The organism is Propioniciclava flava, assembly GCF_004126535.1.
In the GTDB taxonomy this organism is placed as follows: domain Bacteria; phylum Actinomycetota; class Actinomycetes; order Propionibacteriales; family Propionibacteriaceae; genus Propioniciclava; species Propioniciclava flava.
In genome coordinates this window covers 78,611-95,587 of record NZ_PPCV01000005.1, presented here as the reverse complement: position 1 = coordinate 95,587, position 16,977 = coordinate 78,611, and the positions used below count along the sequence as shown (strand labels likewise).

Below are 16,977 nucleotides of genomic sequence, written 5' to 3'. Positions count from 1 at the left end.
TGGCCAAGCTCGACAACAAGATGTTGAGCGCGATCTCGTTGGGGGTCCGCTGCCGGGCGGCCCCCTCGACGAGCGCGATCATGCGATCGACGAAGGTCTCCCCGGGCTGGGAGGTGATGCGCACCACGATCCGATCCGAGAGGACGCGCGTCCCGCCGGTCACCGCGCACCGGTCACCGCCCGATTCCCGGATGACGGGGGCGGACTCGCCGGTGATGGCGGATTCATCGACGGAGGCGATCCCCCAGACGATGTCGCCATCGCCGGGGATGGGCTCCCCCGCCGCGACAACGACATGGTCGCCCGGCGTGAGGTCCGAGGAGGGAATGTCGCGGGTCTCGGTCGTCTGTGCCCCGGGATCGCGGTCGGCGTCGTAGTCCAGGACGCGATGGGCGGTGGTGCTAGTGCGTGTCTTACGCAGCGTCTCGGCCTGCGCCTTGCCGCGGCCTTCGGCGACCGACTCGGCGAGATTGGCGAACAGGACGGTGAGCCAGAGCCAGCCCGCGATCAGCGGAGTGAAGGATGCGGGGCGGGGACGCCGCCGGAATCCGAGGGCCCACCCAGGAAGGGTTCGGCGAGGGCGAGCAGGGTGGTGAACAGCGCGCCCACCCATACCAGGAACATGACCGGGTTGTGCCACTGGTCGCGGGGGTGGAGCTTACGCACGGCCCCGGGGAGGGCGGCCAGGAGTTGAGCCGCGCTGAAGCTGCGGGCGCGACCCTTGGCGGCGCTGGAGCGTACCGGACGCTCAAGGAGGGTGGACATGGCTACTTCAGTCCTTCCGCCAGGGGGCCTAGCGCGAGAACGGGCACATAGGTGAGCGCAGCAACGATGAGGATCGTGCCGATCAACAGGCCAAGGAACATCGGCCGGTGTGTGGGAAGCGTTCCCGACGTGGAGGGGACGGCGTCCTGCTGGGCCAGCGAACCGGCCAGGGCGAGAACGAACACGATGGGCAGGAACCGGCCCAGGAGCATCACGACGCCCAACGCCGTGTTCAGCCACACCGTGTCGGCGTTGAGCCCCGCGAAGGCGGAACCGTTGTTGTGGGCCGCTGACACGAACGCGTACAGCACTTCGGAGAACCCGTGCGGGCCGGGGTTGAGGATCGACACGTGCGTGACGTCCTCCCGGATACCGGGCAGTGCCAAGGAGGCGCCTACACCCAACAGCACCAGTGCAGGGGTGACCAGGATGATGAGGCTGGCGAGTTTGATCTCGCGGGGCCGAATCTTCTTACCCAGGTATTCGGGCGTACGGCCCACCAGCAGCCCGGCGATGAACACCGCAATGATCGCGATGACGAGGATGCCGTAGAGCCCCGACCCCGCCGGGCGCGATCTCTCCCAGCATCATGTTCAGCATCGTCATCATGCCGCCCAGTGCGGTGAACGAGTCGTGCATCGCGTCGACCGCACCGGTGGACGTCAGGGTGCCCGTCGCGCCGAACAGCGCAGAGCCGACGACGCCGAAGCGGGTCTCTTTCCCTTCCAGGGCTGCGCCGGCCAGGGAGGGGGCGGTTCCGCTTCCGGCGAGTTCCCAGGCCGTGAGCGCGGTCACGCAGGCCAGGAAGAGGGCGCCCATCACGGCCGCGATCGCGTAGCCCCGCCGGTTGTCCCCGACGATCCGCCCCAACGCCCGCGGGAGCGCGAACGGAATGAGGAGCATGGCGATGATCTCGACGAGATTCGTCCAGGCCGTCGGGTTTTCGAAGGGATGGGCGGAGTTGGCGGCGAAGAATCCGCCACCGTTGGTGCCGATGAGCTTGATGGCCTCCTGGGACGCCACGGGCCCTCCGGGAAGGAGCGCCGAGCCACCGGCCAGCGTCGTGACCGGGGTGGGACCGGCCAAGTTTTGAATGACGCCTCCCGCGATCAGCACGAGCGCGACCAGCACGGCCAGGGGCAGCAGGATGCGGATGGTTCCCCGGACGAGGTCGACCCAGAAGTTGCCCGATCGTGGTGCAGGACCGGCGGGCGAAGCCACGCACCAAGGCGATGGCGACGGCCATCCCGACCGCTGCGGACAGAAAGTTCTGCACTCCCAGTCCCGCAGCCTGCACGGTGTAGCCCACCGTCGCCTCAGGCGAGAAGGACTGCCAGTTCGTGTTCGTCACGTAGGAGATCGCGGTGTTGAAGGCCAGCGCCTCTCCGGGCGCCGGGAGCCCCAGGGATCCGGGAAGGAACCCCTGCAGCCGTTGCAGCGCATCAAGGGCGAGCACCGAGACAAGAGAGAAGGCAAGCACTGCGCGCAGGTAGGCCTGCCAGGTCTGCTCGGCCTGCGGGTCCACCCCGATGACCCGGTACAGGACGCGCTCCACGCGTCCGTCGCGGGGGGAGGTGTATACCCATGCGAGGTAGTCGCCCACGACGCGGTACAGCGCCGCGATCACGACGGCCACGCTCAGCACGGCCGCGGCCGCGTACCATCCGGCCATCAGAACTTCTCCGGACGGAGCAAGGCGACCAGCAGGTAGACCAGCGCGGCAATGCCGAGCCCGCCTGCCAGTAACGAGAAGACGATCACAACCCCTCCACCCCTTTGGCGATCGCGCCGATCAGCGCGAAGAGGGCGATGACGCCGACGACGTAGACCACATCGAACACTGCACACTCCCTCAGTGAGGGGGTCGATCACCCCTCGACTTCGCGCTGCGATTCAGCGCACATTGGGATTCAATGTCTTCGGCGGGCCCGGCGTACAGGTTCCTTACGGAACCCATACGGGTTGAGGGGATTCCCTCACGGGTCTTCTACGTCAAGCCCTACCGGGCTGAGGCGACGCGGATCAGAACTCCTCGTAGGTTGCCGGGTCTTGATCCCAGATGCGGCCCGCAGGGCGGTCCAGGGCGGCGATCGCGGCGAGGTCATCCTCATCGAGGGAGATGCCAGCCACTGTGAGGTTCTGCACTTGACGCTGCGGGTCGGCGGACTTGGGCAGTGGGACGGAGCCGATGAGGGTGTGCCAGCGCAGCACCACCTGGGGGACGGTGATCTGGTGCTTGTGGGCGATGCCGGTGAGCACCGGATCCTGGAGGATGTCGGTCGCGCGGCCCAGCGGGCTCCAGGCCTCGGTGATGATTCCGTGCTCGCGGTCAAAGGCGCGTTGGGTCTCCTGCTGGAAGTAGGGGTGCAGTTCGATCTGGTTCACCTCCGGGGTGACGCCGGTCGCCTCCATGAGCGCGGTGAGGTGGTCGGGCAGGAAGTTGCTGACTCCGATGTGACGGACCAGCCCTCGTTCCCGCGCCTCGATCAGCGCCTGCCAGGCCTCGACGTAGAGCCCCACCCCCGGGTTGGGCCAGTGGATCAGGTACAGGTCGAGGTACTCCAGGCCGGTCCGCAGCAGGCTTTCCTCGATCGTCGCGATGGCCTCGTCGTGGGCGTGGTGGCGCCCAGGGAGCTTGGAGGTGATCAGCAGTTCCTCACGAGGCACAGAGGCGGACCGCAGGGCGGCCCCTACGGCTCCCTCGTTCTCATAGTTGAATGCCGAGTCGAACAGGCGGTACCCCGACGCGACGGCTTGACGGATGACGTCGAGTGCGGGCAGCCCGTTGAGCCCGTAGGTGCCAAAACCGATGGCGGGCACCGTGAGGCTGCCTCCGGCAGTCACGGCAGGTGCGCGGTTCATGGTCGTTCCCTTCGTTGCACTGTTCGCCCAGCCTAGGTCGGTGAGCCCGCACCAGGGGGCGAACCTCACACCGACTTGCCGCGGCGCACCTCCCATTCGATCTGTGCCGCATCCAGTCGGCGTAAAGCGGTATCGAGCACGTCGCCATCGACGGCGAGTTCGCTGCGGGCCCGCAGGAGGGCGGCTCGTTGCGCGATCACGATGTCGACCGCGGGTTCACCGGCATGGGCGTCCGCCGCGGCGCGCAGCACCTGAGCGACCTCGTTTCGCTCAGCGGCCTGGTCTTCCCTATCCGGCTCGGCCTGCGGGTCACGGTACAGCCGGGAGGCGAGAGGGCCCACGGTGAGGCCTTGCCCCAGCAAAGAGATCGTCGCAACCGCGAAGGCGATGAAGACCAGAAGGGGACGATGCGGGGTGTCGACGGGCAGCGTCTGAGCCGTGGCGACGGTGACCGCTCCGCGCATGCCCGCCCACACGACAACGAGCCCTTCGCGGCGTCCCAATGGCTGGCGCACGAAGTAGTCCAGGTCCGCCATGGCTCTGCGGACACGACGCCCCAAGAGCGCGATTTCCTTTCCTACCAGTCGTCGGCTCCGTTCCCCGGGGTGTTCCCGTCCGCCTGGACGTTGACCTGCCCCGTCCACCTGGGTTGGGGCGGCGGAGCGGCGGGGTCGGCGTCGAGGAGGATCCGCGCGATCGTGGCGGGTCAGGATCAACGGTTCGCCCGACTCCTTGGCCACCTCGACCTTGTCGCGGATCCGATCCAATTTCGCCGCGCGCTGCTGATCGCGGCGCACCCGGTACTGCAGCCGCCACAACAGGGGCAGCACGTAGGCGGCGCGCACGCCGAGCGCGATCGCCAAGGCGAGCAGTGAAACGGCCAAGGCGAACCGGACGCCGAAGTCTCCCGCGGCAACGTCGCCGATCACTGAGGGAAGTTGGAGGCCCATCGTCAAGAAGACCAGCCCCTCCAGCACCCGCTGGACGCTCGCCCAGTTCTGTCGATCCGACAACCGGTGCAACGGTGGGAGGCGTCCTGCGCCCCGCAGGCTCGTCACCAGACCGGCGACGACGGCAGCAACCAGCCCGGACGCGTGCAAGGCCTCGGCGGGCACTGAGGCGACGAACGGGACGGTGAAGGACACGATGGTGGCCAGTGCGGGTTCTTCGATGCGTGCGCGCAACCACACTGTCACCACGCCCACGACGCCGCCGATCACGATGGCCACCACCACCGCGTAGGCGAAAGTGCCGATGGCGGCGCCGAGGGAAAACGTCCCTAACGCGGCGGCCACCGCCGTGCGCAACAACACCAGGGCCGTCGCGTCGTTGAGGAGCGCCTCACCCTCCAAGATGACGATCGCGCGCTGCGGGACGCCTGCCTTCTTCACGATCGCTGTCGCTGCGGCGTCGGTGGGGCTGATGATGGCGCCCAACGCCGCACCCCAGGCGAAACCCACCCCCGGGATGAGCCAGGCGAACACGAGGCCGAGCACCAGCGCAGTCCCCACGACGAGCGCCACGGATAGCCCCGAAATGGCGGTGAACTCACGTCGCAACCCCATCGGCGGCAGCGAGACGGCCGCTGCGTACAACAGCGGGGGCAGGAGGACCTCCAAGACGAGGTCGGGTTGGACGACGACGTCGGGCACCATCGGAAGCACACCAATGAGCAGGCCCGCCATCACCAGGAGCAAGGGGTCAGCCACGCCGATGCGCGGGCCGAGCACCCCCGCCGCCGCGACCAGGGCGAACAGGGCCACGCCCCACACCAGCATCTCCAGCACAGGCACCTCCGAAGGAGTCGTCGAGGAGGCAACCGCCCCGCTTCGATCCTGCCCCCCACGTCAACCCCGAACCAGCCGTGCCCGTGGTAGCTTCGATTCCCCGCGCCTCGGCGTGCCGTCGCGCATCGACCTCACGTCAAGGAGTCCCGCATGGCCACACCGCACATCGCCGCCGAACCTGGTCAGATCGCCCCGCTGGTGATGATGCCGGGAGACCCTCGACGCGCCGACCGCATCGCCAAGGACTACCTGGCTGACGCCCAGCAGGTGTCGCAGGTCCGCGGCATCACCGTGTGGACGGGCACCTATGAGGGCACGCCGATGAGCGTCATGGGTTCAGGCATGGGCATTCCGTCCATCTCCATCTACGCCACCGAGTTGTACCGCTTCTACGGGGTCCGTCGGATCGTGCGCGTGGGCACCTGCGGTGGCATGGCGTCCAGCGTCAAGGTGGGCGACACGGTGATCGGCACGTGTGCCCACACCAATGCGTCGCTGTCGACGCTGCTGGTCCCCGGGGTCAATCTGTCCTGGGCGGCGTCCTACCCGATGTTGCGCGGCGCCATGGATGCCGCACAGGCCCTCACCGACGCCCCGGTTCACGCGGGCCCGGTCTACTCCTCGGATCTGTTCTACCTGGGGCGCGCCGACATCGTGCAGGGGCTGACGGCCCTCGGCACCTTGGGTGTGGAGATGGAGGCTGCCGGACTGTACGCCGCAGCGGCACAGGAAGGCGCCGAGGCGCTGACCGTGCTCACGGTGAGCGACCATCTGGTCGATGGCAGCAACGACATGACCGCGCAGGAGCGGGAGACGCTGTACGCCACCTCGGTGAAGGTCGGCGCGGCCGCCCTGCTGGCTTGACACGCTGACGCACGAGGGCCCCGGACGCGGTGCGGTGCGCGTCCGGGGCCCTCATGCGTGCTCTGGGGGTGTCCCTCAGGGCGCCATGATGGCAGACATGGTGGGGCGCAACCCGGCCACCGTGTTGTAGGACATCACCCGCCAACGGTTGGCGACCTCCACCTCGGTCCACGAGCAGTTCCACAACCCGCCCAGCAACTGCGTGCCCTCCATGCCCAGGCCGATGGCCTGGCACAGGCCCGCACGCAGGGCCAAACCGTGCCCGACGACGATCACGGTCTCACCGGCGTACTCGGCGGCGATCCGCTCCAGGGATGTCTTGATCCGCGCCCCCGCCTCCTGCGCTGTTTCCCCGGCCGGGGACCGACGGAAGTCCTCCCCCGAACGCAGCGCCTCGGGATACCAGGGGAACTCGATCGCGACCTGGGCGGGCGTCTTTCCCTCCCAGGTGCCGATGTTGATCTCCCGCAGGAGCGGGTCAGTGAACACCGGCGCGCCCGAGGCGTCCGCGATGATGCGCGCCGTCGTCTGCGCCCGGCTCAGATCTGAGGCAACGATGCGGTCGGGAGAAAACGTCGCCAGGCGCTGTGCGGCTGCCTGTGCCTGCGCCCGGCCCGTGTCGTTGAGAGGGATGTCGGCCTGGCCCTGGAAGATCCCCGAGGCGTTCGCATCGGTCTCCCCGTGACGCACCAACAGGAGCCGGGTCACGGTGCCCGGCGTGGGCTGCGGGGTCACGCCGTCGCCTCCTGCACCGTCGCCAGCGGGACGGCGGGCGTGTCACGCCACAGCCGTTCCAGCGAGTACAACTGGCGCTCTTCGGGGTGTTGCACGTGGACGACGATGTCGCCAAAGTCGATCAGGACCCAGCGCGCTTCGCGGTCGCCCTCGCGCCGCAGCGCCGTGGCGCCCTCCGCGAACAGGGCTTCCTCGATCGCGTCGACGACGGCGCCGATCAAGCGTTCGTTGCTTCCTGTTGCGATCAAGAAGATGTCGGTCAGCGCGAGGCGCTCCGACACATCGAAGGCCACCAGATCGGTGGCCTGTTTGTCTGCCGCGGCCTGAGCCGCGACCTGTGTGAGATGGATGGCTCGCTCACTCGCCGCCATGAGACTCCTTGTCGTGCGGACCTTTCTCGTAGAGCCCGCGCTTGCTGATGTACTGCACGATACCGTCCGGGACGAGGTACCAGATGGGGAGCCCGCCAGCGGTGCGCCGCCGACAGTCCGTGGAACTGATCGCCATGGCCGGGATCTCCAGCAAGGTCACCTTGTCCGCGGGAAGGTGGGAGATGTCCTTGGGCTGAAGGTTCACCCCAGGACGCGACACCCCCACGAAGTGCGCCAAGTCGAACAGTTCATCGACGCCACGCCAGGTAAGGATCTGGCTCAGCGCGTCCGCACCGGTAATGAAGAACAGTTCGGTATCGGGACCGCGCTCGGCGCTCACGTCGCGCAGCGTGTCCACGGTGTAGGTGTCACCGGGACGGTCAATATCGACGCGACTCACCGAAAACCGCGGATTGGACGCCGTCGCGATGACGGTCATGAGGTAGCGGTCCTCGGCCGGGGAGACCTGCTGATCGGCCTTCTGCCACGGCTGCCCGGTCGGGACGAAGACCACCTCGTCAAGATCGAACCGTGCCGCCACCTCGCTCGCGGCCACCAGGTGACCGTGATGGATGGGGTCAAACGTGCCACCCATGACGCCCAAGCGCCAGCTACGCCCGCTCTCGCTCCCGCTGAGGGCCAGGCCCGTCGAGCTCATTCGGAACGCGTGTGCGGACGCCCGGAGCCGAAGCCGACCAGGATCGCCAAAATCACCATGAGGATCAAGAACACGGACACACCGGTGGCCACCGCGGACGCGACGTGGTCTCCGGCAGCCTCGAGCAGAACGGTCATGCGCGGCAGCTTAGCTAACCTGCGCGCCCTCAGGCACGCGTCTGTCCGCGGCCGGTCAGCACGTACTTGGTCGAGGTCATCTCCGGAAGCGCCATCGGCCCGCGCGCGTGGAGCTTCTGCGTCGAGATGCCGATCTCGGACCCGAAGCCGAACTCCCCGCCGTCGACGAACCGGCTGGACGCGTTGACCAGCACGGCGGCGGCGTCCACCTCGGCGACGAAACGTTCGGCAGAGGCCAGATCTGCGGTGACGATCGTCTCCGAGTGCCCGGTGCTGTGTGCCGCGATGTGCGCCAACGCCTCGTCGAGATCCTTCACCGTGCGAGCGGCCAGGTCGAGGGTCAGGTACTCGGCATCGAACTCGTGCGGACCTGCCGGAACGACCGCAGCGGAGTAGGCCGCGACGTCGGGGGTCCCATGAACCGTCACGCCCGCCTCCGCCAGCGCCTCGAGAGCGCGCGGCAGGAACCGGGAGGCGATATCGGCGTGCACCAGCAGGGTTTCCAGGGCGTTGCACACGCTGGGGCGCTGAACCTTGGCGTTCAGCATGATGGCGAGTGCCATCTCGATGTCGGCCGACGCGTCCACGAAGAGGTGACAGTTGCCGGTGCCGGTCTCGATGACGGGCACGGTGGCACCCTGGACGACCGCGTTGATCAGGCCTGCGCCACCGCGCGGAATGAGGACGTCGACCAGGCCTCGCGCGGTCATCATCTCGCCGGTGACCTCGCGGCCCCCCTCCACCAACTGCACCGCATCCACCGGCAGCCCCGCCTCGGCCACCCCGAGCCGTAGAGCAGCCATGATCGCCTGGTTCGAATGCAGCGCCGAGCTTGAGCCCCGCAACAGTGCCGCGTTGCCCGACTTCACAGCGATCCCGGCGGCGTCGGCCGTCACATTCGGGCGGGCCTCGAAGATGATGCCGACGACACCGAACGGGACACGGACCTGACGTACCTGCACGCCGTTCGGATTCGTCCACCCGCGGACGACGTCACCGACCGGGTCTGCTAGCCCCGCCAGGTCGACGAGACCGGCCGCCATGGCCTCGATCCGCTCCGGGGTCAGGCGGAGGCGGTCGATGAGCGGCGCGTCGGTACCGGCGGCCTCCGCACGAGCCACATCCTCAGCATTGGCGGCCATGATGGTGGCCGTGTCGGCCAGCACGGCAGCGGCCATGGCGTGCAACGCCGTGTCCTTCTCGGCTCGGGCGGCGGTCGCCAGCACGCGGGCGGCGAGACGCGCGTCGGATGCCTGATCGGTGAAGGTCGTCATGGTCGTTCAGTCTAGGCGTCGGCGGTCGCGCGACGAGCACCTCGGTAGCGCTTGCGCAGGATCAACGCGTCCCGGTGAACCAACTCCCGGTCGAAGCCCTCACCCAGCGCGGCGGCCAACTCGCGGGTGGAATGCCCCAGCATCTCGGGGAGATCCTCGGCGCCGTAGTTGACCAGGCCATGCCCGACCAGAGCACCGTCGGGGCCGACAAGCCGCACCGGATCCCCGGCATGGAAGCTCCCCGTAAACGCCGTCACCCCGGCCGGCAGAAGGGACGCCTTGCGTTCCACCACGGCCCGCACCGCGCCCTCATCGAGGGTGAGAACGCCCTCCACCTTGGACGCGTAGGCCAACCACAGCATCTTGCGGGACCGACGCCGATCCGAGGCCCGAAACAGGGTGCCGACCGGCTCACCGGCCAAGGCTGCCCGCACCGCCGTGGCTGACGCGAGCACCGTGTTGACACCGGCATGCGTCGCGATCCGGGCCGCCTCCAGCTTCGTGGTCATGCCGCCGGTCCCCACCGCAGAGCCGTGACGGCTGGTGTCGACGTCCAGATCCTCCACCTCGGACACATCCGTGATCTTGCTGGCTCCCGGACGCGAGGGATGGTCGGTGTAGAGCGCATCCACGTCCGACAGCAGGAACAGCACCTCGGCGCCGACGAGATGGGCCACCAGCGCCGCGAGCCGGTCGTTGTCGCCGAAGCGCAACTCGTTGGTGGCGACGGTGTCGTTCTCGTTCACGATCGGCACTGCGCCCAGTTCCAGCAGCCGCATAAAGGTGCGCTGCGCGTTGGCGTAGCTCGCCTGGCGTGTCACGTCCTCCACGGTCATCAGCACCTGCCCGACCGTGAGACCGTGGGCGGCGAACAGCGAGGTGTAGCGGGCCAGCAGGAGGCCCTGACCGACCGAGGCGGCCGCCTGCCGCGTGGCCAGATCGCGGGGACGCCGGTGCATCCCCAGCGGTTCCAGCCCCGCCGCGACGGCGCCCGAGGACACCACGACCACGTCGGTGCCTCCCGCGCGGGCTGCGGCGATCGCGTCCACGAGGGCATTCAGCTGAGGCATGTCGATCCGGCCCTGCCGGTCGGTGATCGAGGAACTACCCACCTTGATGACGATCCGCCGCGCCTGCGCGATGGATCGCCGAATAGCCGCGCTCACGCCAGGTCATCTCCGTCCACACGCCAGCTCTGCTTGGGATCGCGCGGCAGGCCTTCTGCGGCCGCCTTCGCCGCGTGGTATTCGGCGTCCAGTTCGCGGCGTCGACGAACGGAGGCCCGCTGATCGTGCAGGCGCTGGTCGTCCCCGCGTCGGGCGAGGATTTCCGCCCCCGAGGAGATCTGGGGAGCAAAGTCGAACACGACGGGGTCATCGCCTGCACCGATGGCCACGGCGTCGCCCTCGCGGGCGCCCAACTCCAGCAGTCGCTCCTCGATCCCCAGGCGAGTGAACCGGTCGGCGAGGTAGCCCACGGCCTCGGGGTTGGCGAAGTCGGTTTGCTTCACCCAGCGCTCCGGCTTCTCGCCACGGACGCGCCACACGAAGCCGCCTTCGCCGTCGCCCATCTGCTTGACGGTGAACGCTGGAGCGCTGGAGGCGACCGGCTCGGGACGCAGGACGACGCGCGGCGCAGGAGCGGGCATCTCAGCGCGGCGCTGGCGCACTAGATCTGCCATCGCGTACGTCAACGCGGGCAGGCCCTCCCCTGTCTTGGTGGACACGGCAAAGACCGGCCAGCCGCGCTCGGCGAGTTCGGGGGTGACCAGTTCAGCCAGGTCGCGCGCATCGGGGATGTCGATCTTGTTCAGCACGATGAGTCGCGGGCGATCCTCCAGGCCCCCGTAGGCGGCAAGCTCCCCCTCGATGATGTCGAGGTCGGTCAGGGGATCGCGGCCGGGCTCATAGGTCGCGCAGTCGATGACGTGCGCCACAGCCAGGCAGCGCTCAATGTGGCGCAGGAACTCATGCCCCAGGCCACGACCCAGGGAGGCTCCCTCGATCAGACCCGGGACGTCCGCGACGGTGTAGGTGGTCTCCCCCGCCACCACGACGCCGAGGTTCGGGATCAGCGTCGTGAAGGGGTAGTCGGCGATCTTGGGCCGGGCTCGGCTGATCGCTGCGATCAGGCTGGACTTGCCTGCACTGGGAAAGCCGACCAGGCCGATGTCGGCCAGCACCTTGAGTTCCAAGGTGACCGACCGCTGCTCGCCCTCCTCGCCCAGCAGGGCGAAGCCGGGCGCCTTGCGCGCGGAGGTGGCCAGCGCGGCGTTACCCAACCCGCCACGGCCTCCGGCAGCGATCACAGCCTCGGCTCCGTCGCCGATCAGGTCCGCGATGATCTCTCCCGTGTCGGCGTCGGCGATGACCGTGCCGTCAGGAACGGCCAACACCACGTCGGCCCCGTTGGCCCCCGCCTTGTGGTCGCCCTCGCCGGGTTGACCGTTGGTGGCTCGACGCTGCGACTGCCGGTGGTAGTCGACCAGCGTCGTCAGGCCCGGATCGACACGGACGATCACCGAACCGCCATGCCCGCCATTGCCGCCATCGGGGCCACCGAGCGGCTTGAACTTCTCTCGGTGCACCGACGTGCAGCCGTGGCCGCCGTTGCCGCCTTGGACGCGCAGCGTGGCGCGGTCAACGAATGAGGGAATGGCCATGGCAACGGATTCTACCGGTCGCCCCAGCCCCTAGGCGGCGTCGCCCCGCTGGGAGAGGTAGGACGCCACGGCTGAGCGGAGGTTCGGCTCCGCCGCAGCCAGCACCTCGGCGAGCGGCTGCCCCTCGGGTGAGACGGCCACCAGCGCCTCGACGGCCCCGTCGGCCAGCAATGCTTCGGCCTCAGGCTCGACGCGCCCACCGAAAATGATCACAGGGACGTGGTGCCTGCGCGCGGCGGCCACCACGCCTGCGGGCGCCTTGCCCGCCAGCGTCTGAGCGTCCACCGCTCCCTCCCCTGTGAGGACGACCGTCGCACCCGCGACGTGGGCGTCCAGATCGAGGAGGTCAGCGACCAATGCGATCCCGGGGGCCAACGTTGCGCCCAGGAATGCGAGCAGGGCGAACCCCAACCCGCCCGCCGCCCCGGCGCCCGCCCATGCGGCCCGGTCCTCGTACCCGCAGGTCTCGGCGAGCCGCGCCAAGACGGCGTCGAGTTGCGGGACATCGTGCGGCGTGGCCCCCTTTTGGGGGCCGAAGACGGCCGAGGCGCCGCGCGGCCCGGTGAGCGGGGTGTCGACGTCGCAGGCGGCGCGCACGCGGACGTCCCCGAGCCGAGGATCCAGCCCCGACACGTCCACCCGTTCCACTCGCGCGAGGCCGCGTGGCGTGGTGGGAACCTCGGCGCCCTGAGCGTCCAGGAACCGCACCCCGAGGCTCGCGAGCATTCCCGCGCCGCCGTCGTTGGTAGCTGAACCGCCCAGGCCCACCAGCAGATCTGTGGCTCCGGCATCAAGGGCGGCCGCCATGAGCTGCCCCACGCCGCGCGTGTCCGCGTCCCAGATCGCGCGCTCCTCATCGGCTACTGCCTCCAAGCCGACGGCGCTGGCCACCTCGATGATCGCCAGTTCGCCCGCCACGGCGATGCGCCCCACCGCGTCGCGCCCCAGGGCATCGACGAGCGGCACGGGGATCAGCCGCGCCTGCAGGGCGCCAGCCAGGGCGTCGGTGAAACCTTCGCCGCCGTCGGAGAGGGGAAGCTCGACCGTCACCGCGTCAGGCCACGCCTCACGCACGCCCGCCGCCATGGCTGCGGCGGCTCGGCGTGCTGAGAGGGCATGTTTGAAGGAGTCGGGGGCACACACCACGGTAGGGGTCATCTCCTCACCCCCGCCCCAGGAAGGCGTCCATGTCGCGCCGTTGCTTCTTCGTTGGGCGCCCCGCACCCCGGTCACGGACCGCAACCTTGCTCACCATCGCGGCGATGGGGGGCGGTTGGGTCGGTGTGTGATCGAGGTAGGCCTGCTGGGCCACCGGCGCTCCGACCCGCTTGCTCAGCGTCGGGTTGAGCACCTCCACGATGGTCTCCTCCCCCGAGCGCCGGACGCGGACGGTGTCGCCGGTCGCGACGAGTTGCGCCGCCTTGGCGGGAGCATCGTTGACGCGGATGTGACCGCCACGGCAGGCAGCCGTGGCCGCGGAGCGGGTCTTGAACAACCGCACCGACCACAACCATGCATCCAATCGGGCCATCCTCGCCCCTCTCGTCACGGTGAGATCTTGGGCGTGAGTGTAAACCCGCGTGATGCGGCGGTGCACCGAGACAACCGAGGCCCGCAGGGCCTCGGCGTACCCGCCACGGCCCCGGCGCAACCTAGCCCGGGTATAACGCAGCGAGGGCGCCCCCTCAATGGGGACGCCCTCGCTGGAAAGCTAGATCAGGCCTGCTGCTCGGCCAGTGCCACGTTGATGACGCGGCGGCCGCGACGCGTGCCGAACTCGACCGTGCCGGGCTTCAGCGCGAACAGCGTGTCGTCCTTGCCACGGCCGACGTTGTCGCCGGGGTGGAAGTGCGTGCCGCGCTGGCGAACGATGATCTCGCCCGCGCCGACGACCTCGCCGCCGAAGCGCTTCACGCCAAGACGCTGAGCATTGGAATCGCGCCCGTTACGAGAGCTAGAGGCGCCCTTCTTATGTGCCATGTTCGGAGCCTCCTCAGGCGTCGATGCCGGTGATCTTGACGCGGGTGTAGCGCTGGCGATGGCCCTGGCGCTTCTTGTACCCGGTCTTGTTCTTGTACTTCAGGATGTGGATCTTGGGGCCCTTGTGCTCGGCGAGCACCTCGGCCGTCACCGACACCTTGGCGAGCTTGCCAGCCTCGGTGGTCACGGCGTCGCCGTCGACCAGCATCAGCGGCGTAAGCGGCACGCTGGAGCCGATCTCGGCGTCGACGATCCTGTCGACGGTGAGGACATCGCCGACAGCCACCTTGTGCTGGCGTCCGCCGCTGCGCACGATCGCGTACACGCCTGACCTGCTTTCCTACGAAAATCTGTCGTCTGGTCGAACATCGGGCTCGGGCCCGGGTCCGTTTGGTGCCGGAGGCAACTCCCACTGAAGAGACCACACAGGGTTCGCCCGCGCAGGCACCGGGAATCAAGATTACTCGGCACCTCCGGCAGGGTCAAACCCGAGGCCTTGCTCTTGCCGCGGTTCCCCGTCCGGGTGGGCGTCGAGGGTCGCAGGTGCACGGCCCTCGACGCCCCAACGAGCTGTCACCGGCCAGGTGAGGCCTTGGGCATCAAGCGGTCGTGCAGCGGGGCCCGGAAGATCCCGTGAGGGTCGAGCCGATCGAACGTCGCGGCGGCACGCCGGAATCCCGGTACCTGTTGAGGAATCCACGTGCTCAGGGTCGCCGCGTCGGTCCAAGGGCCCTGCGCCGAGGTGGCGAAGCGCTTGGCCCACTCCGGACGCGCCACACCCCACTCAGCGGGCAGCGTGGTGAACCACCGCTCCAATCCGGCAAACAAGGCGTCCGTGCGAGGGCTGCCGGGCAGATTCAGCACGTCCAACCACACCGCCGTATCCAGTTCGGGCCGCCCTGGAACCGGGGCCGCCGCGGACAACAGGGCCTGCTGGGCGCCCGGAATCCCCGTGTCCTGGGGATGGTCGAGGCCCGTGATCCGGATCTCACATGTGTTGTTCGCCGGGTAGAAGCCCTCGCCTTTGAACTGCTCGATCAAGCGGAGATAGTGGCGGGTGAACTCGTGCACGACCCGTTGGACCTGGGCGCGCGACGTGAGCACGACGTGACTGCCCGCCGAGACTTTCAGCGTGGTCGGCTTCACGAAGTTCAAGAAGCACCGCGCCTCACCCCACATGTCGCGCGCTCCCGACGCCGTGAGTCCGGCCGCAGCAACGGAGAACTGGGTCGCCTTGGCCGTAGGGGTTAACGACCAAGACCCTCGCGTCATCCGCGCGATGATCGAGGCGACCGTGTCCGGGAGGTTGTCGGCGAACGGATAGTTGTAGGGGCCGAACACCGGACGACTCCCGCGGGGGCGCTTCGGCTCCACATCCCACGCCTGGATCCACGAGTAGGACGTCATCGCGAACCAGATGAGCCCGACGCGTCCATGTTTGTCCACCAGGGCGCTCAACGACTGCTCCCCCGCCTCCTGTGGCGCCGCGAACAGGACTTCTTGATGGATCGAGGTGATATTGCGGCAGCGCAGGTGATAGTTCGGCACGGTCTGGAGGACGACTTCCGTCACCACCGTCCGCCCCAGGCTCACCAGCAGGGCTCCCGCGTCCGCCTCAGATCGCTGAAACGTCCTGAGCTCGTAGGCCCGGGAGGCGGGGTTCCAGACCACTGCAGTGATCTCGACCACCGTGTTGCTGAGCGTCCCACAGGTCGCGCCTTCGGGGACCGCCTCTCCGCGGCGAGGCAGGTTCGTGCCGTGACCGTTGACAGCGAGGACGCCTGCTACCGTCACGTCGCCCGGCGCCGGCGCCCCGATCAGTGATCGCCCCTGCCGCGCCAGGTAGCGCAACAGCGCCTCCATCTGAGCGCCGCCTTGAACCCGGACACGCTCCGGGGAATCCATCCGCATGGCGTTCAACTGGCTGGTGTCGATCAGGACCACCTTCGCGGATGCCGACGTGTCGTCCTCCGCCACCAGGGGCGACCAGTTGTGGCCGCAGCCCCGCGGGCGCAGGCGATACCCGGCCCCGGCCGCCCAGTTGGCGATCTGTGCCACCTCGTCGGGACTGCGGACGGTGGAGGTCCACAGCCGATCGGTGGAGATGGTCTTGTCCCAGTTCTCGAAGACGGCCCGGTGGAGGTCGACCGCGGCAGGGAAACCTCGCGGCACCTCCCCGGGTGAGGCCTCCGCTCGCGTGATCGTCCCGACCTGAACCCAGGCCGCAGCGGCGAGCCCAAGACCCACAGCGGCGCGACGGGAAAAGTGGGGTGCATCGCTTTTCGTCACAATCTCCTCATTCTCTGCATCACCTTGTTTGCGCTTCTCCGCGTCCCCATGCCAGGAAGCAAGGGAAAGCCAATGGTGGGCTCGCGGCCGCGAAGGCCCGCGAGCCCACCATTCATGAGACATCGACGCAATTCAGCGCCGATTCATGACGATCAGCGAGGGCTGTAGCTGAGCGTGCAATAGGTCCGGAACTGGGTGAACCCGCTCAGCGTGCGAACCGTGGCGGGCAGATGGAAGGCCCCGTCGGCATACGCGTACTCGATGACATCGAAGGGGGTACGCAGCGTCACCCGGTAGTGGGCGATGTCTCGCCCGTGATCCCGGAAGTTGGCATTCAGCCAGCGCAGGGCGCTCAGGGGGCTGCACAGCGGGATGACCGCCAAGGTTGTGTCGTGCGTGGGGGCGGTGACGCCGTCGCCGATCATTTGGGCCTGCACGGCCGGTGCGGTGACGACGGCGCTACCGATCAACGCGACGGTCGCGATTCCGGCCGCGAGGGCATGGCGAAGCTTCTTCATGGGCGAGGGCATGGCGAAGCTTCTTCATGGGGTGGTCCTTTCGCTTTCCATCCGCAACGGGGTTGCGAGGGGTGA

17 protein-coding genes and 2 pseudogenes are annotated in these 16,977 nt (G+C 68.6%); 1 reads left to right on the top strand and 18 read right to left on the bottom strand.

The features are described from left to right. Nucleotide 1: 1 nt before the first annotated feature. The 5 genes and pseudogenes from C1706_RS08385 to C1706_RS08365 form a co-directional block, all read right to left on the bottom strand. Nucleotides 2-624, bottom strand: a pseudogene (locus C1706_RS08385) (P-type ATPase actuator domain-containing protein); the annotation flags it as partial. 143 nt (nucleotides 625-767) lie between these two features. After that, nucleotides 768-2,437 (bottom strand): annotated as a pseudogene (kdpA, locus tag C1706_RS08380) (potassium-transporting ATPase subunit KdpA). Then, a complete protein-coding gene (locus C1706_RS08375; protein WP_129458794.1) occupies nucleotides 2,437-2,526 on the bottom strand; it encodes a potassium-transporting ATPase subunit F in 90 nt (29 codons plus the stop codon). The pseudogene kdpA and the gene C1706_RS08375 overlap by 1 nt, the downstream one beginning before the upstream one ends. A 261-nt stretch (nucleotides 2,527-2,787) precedes the next feature. After that, nucleotides 2,788-3,627, bottom strand: coding sequence for an aldo/keto reductase (locus C1706_RS08370; protein WP_129458793.1), 840 nt, complete (start codon nucleotides 3,625-3,627; stop codon nucleotides 2,788-2,790). Nucleotides 3,628-3,692: 65 nt separating this feature from the next. After that, entirely contained in the window at nucleotides 3,693-5,420 is a 1,728-nt protein-coding gene (locus tag C1706_RS08365) for a cation:proton antiporter (RefSeq protein WP_206661051.1), read from the bottom strand. 144 nt (nucleotides 5,421-5,564) lie between these two features. Between C1706_RS08365 and C1706_RS08360 the strand changes: the two genes are divergently transcribed. Continuing rightward, entirely contained in the window at nucleotides 5,565-6,278 is a 714-nt protein-coding gene (locus C1706_RS08360) for a purine-nucleoside phosphorylase (protein WP_129458792.1), read from the top strand. Between the two features lie 75 nt (nucleotides 6,279-6,353). Here C1706_RS08360 and C1706_RS08355 read toward each other — a convergent pair whose 3' ends face one another. The 13 genes from C1706_RS08355 to C1706_RS08300 all read right to left on the bottom strand — a co-directional run bounded on the left by C1706_RS08355 (nucleotide 6,354) and on the right by C1706_RS08300 (nucleotide 16,914). Further along, nucleotides 6,354-7,013, bottom strand: a complete 660-nt coding sequence (locus C1706_RS08355; protein WP_129458791.1) for a histidine phosphatase family protein — start codon at nucleotides 7,011-7,013, stop codon at nucleotides 6,354-6,356. Next, on the bottom strand, nucleotides 7,010-7,384 hold the full coding sequence (rsfS, locus tag C1706_RS08350; protein WP_129458790.1) for a ribosome silencing factor: 375 nt from the start codon (nucleotides 7,382-7,384) through the stop codon (nucleotides 7,010-7,012). Before rsfS ends, C1706_RS08355 begins: the two co-directional genes overlap by 4 nt. Next, entirely contained in the window at nucleotides 7,371-8,042 is a 672-nt protein-coding gene (nadD, locus tag C1706_RS08345) for a nicotinate-nucleotide adenylyltransferase (protein WP_129458789.1), read from the bottom strand. The genes rsfS and nadD overlap by 14 nt, the downstream gene beginning before the upstream one ends. Continuing rightward, a complete protein-coding gene (locus C1706_RS13990) occupies nucleotides 8,039-8,179 on the bottom strand; it encodes a hypothetical protein (protein ID WP_164987488.1) in 141 nt (46 codons plus the stop codon). The genes nadD and C1706_RS13990 overlap by 4 nt, the downstream gene beginning before the upstream one ends. A gap of 29 nt (nucleotides 8,180-8,208) precedes the next feature. Next, a complete protein-coding gene (locus C1706_RS08340) occupies nucleotides 8,209-9,453 on the bottom strand; it encodes a glutamate-5-semialdehyde dehydrogenase (RefSeq protein WP_129458788.1) in 1,245 nt (414 codons plus the stop codon). A gap of 11 nt (nucleotides 9,454-9,464) precedes the next feature. Next, nucleotides 9,465-10,619 carry a glutamate 5-kinase gene (gene proB / locus C1706_RS08335; protein ID WP_129458787.1) on the bottom strand — a complete coding sequence of 385 codons (1,155 nt, stop codon included), beginning with the start codon at nucleotides 10,617-10,619 and terminating at the stop codon, nucleotides 9,465-9,467. Continuing rightward, nucleotides 10,616-12,115, bottom strand: coding sequence for a GTPase ObgE (obgE, locus tag C1706_RS08330; protein WP_129458786.1), 1,500 nt, complete (start codon nucleotides 12,113-12,115; stop codon nucleotides 10,616-10,618). The genes proB and obgE overlap by 4 nt, the downstream gene beginning before the upstream one ends. Nucleotides 12,116-12,145: 30 nt before the next feature. Continuing rightward, nucleotides 12,146-13,273, bottom strand: coding sequence for a glycerate kinase (locus C1706_RS08325; RefSeq protein ID WP_129458785.1), 1,128 nt, complete (start codon nucleotides 13,271-13,273; stop codon nucleotides 12,146-12,148). A gap of 4 nt (nucleotides 13,274-13,277) precedes the next feature. Further along, nucleotides 13,278-13,646, bottom strand: a complete 369-nt coding sequence (hslR, locus tag C1706_RS08320; protein WP_129458784.1) for an Hsp15 family ribosome-associated heat shock protein — start codon at nucleotides 13,644-13,646, stop codon at nucleotides 13,278-13,280. Between the two features lie 185 nt (nucleotides 13,647-13,831). Beyond that, on the bottom strand, nucleotides 13,832-14,095 hold the full coding sequence (gene rpmA, locus C1706_RS08315) for a 50S ribosomal protein L27 (RefSeq protein ID WP_129458783.1): 264 nt from the start codon (nucleotides 14,093-14,095) through the stop codon (nucleotides 13,832-13,834). 13 nt (nucleotides 14,096-14,108) lie between these two features. Continuing rightward, entirely contained in the window at nucleotides 14,109-14,420 is a 312-nt protein-coding gene (gene rplU / locus C1706_RS08310) for a 50S ribosomal protein L21 (protein WP_129458782.1), read from the bottom strand. A gap of 248 nt (nucleotides 14,421-14,668) precedes the next feature. After that, complete coding sequence (locus tag C1706_RS08305) at nucleotides 14,669-16,384, bottom strand: cholesterol oxidase substrate-binding domain-containing protein (protein WP_164987487.1); 1,716 nt, start codon at nucleotides 16,382-16,384, stop codon at nucleotides 14,669-14,671. 152 nt (nucleotides 16,385-16,536) lie between these two features. Next, entirely contained in the window at nucleotides 16,537-16,914 is a 378-nt protein-coding gene (locus C1706_RS08300; RefSeq protein ID WP_129458780.1) for a hypothetical protein, read from the bottom strand. Nucleotides 16,915-16,977: the final 63 nt, after the last annotated feature.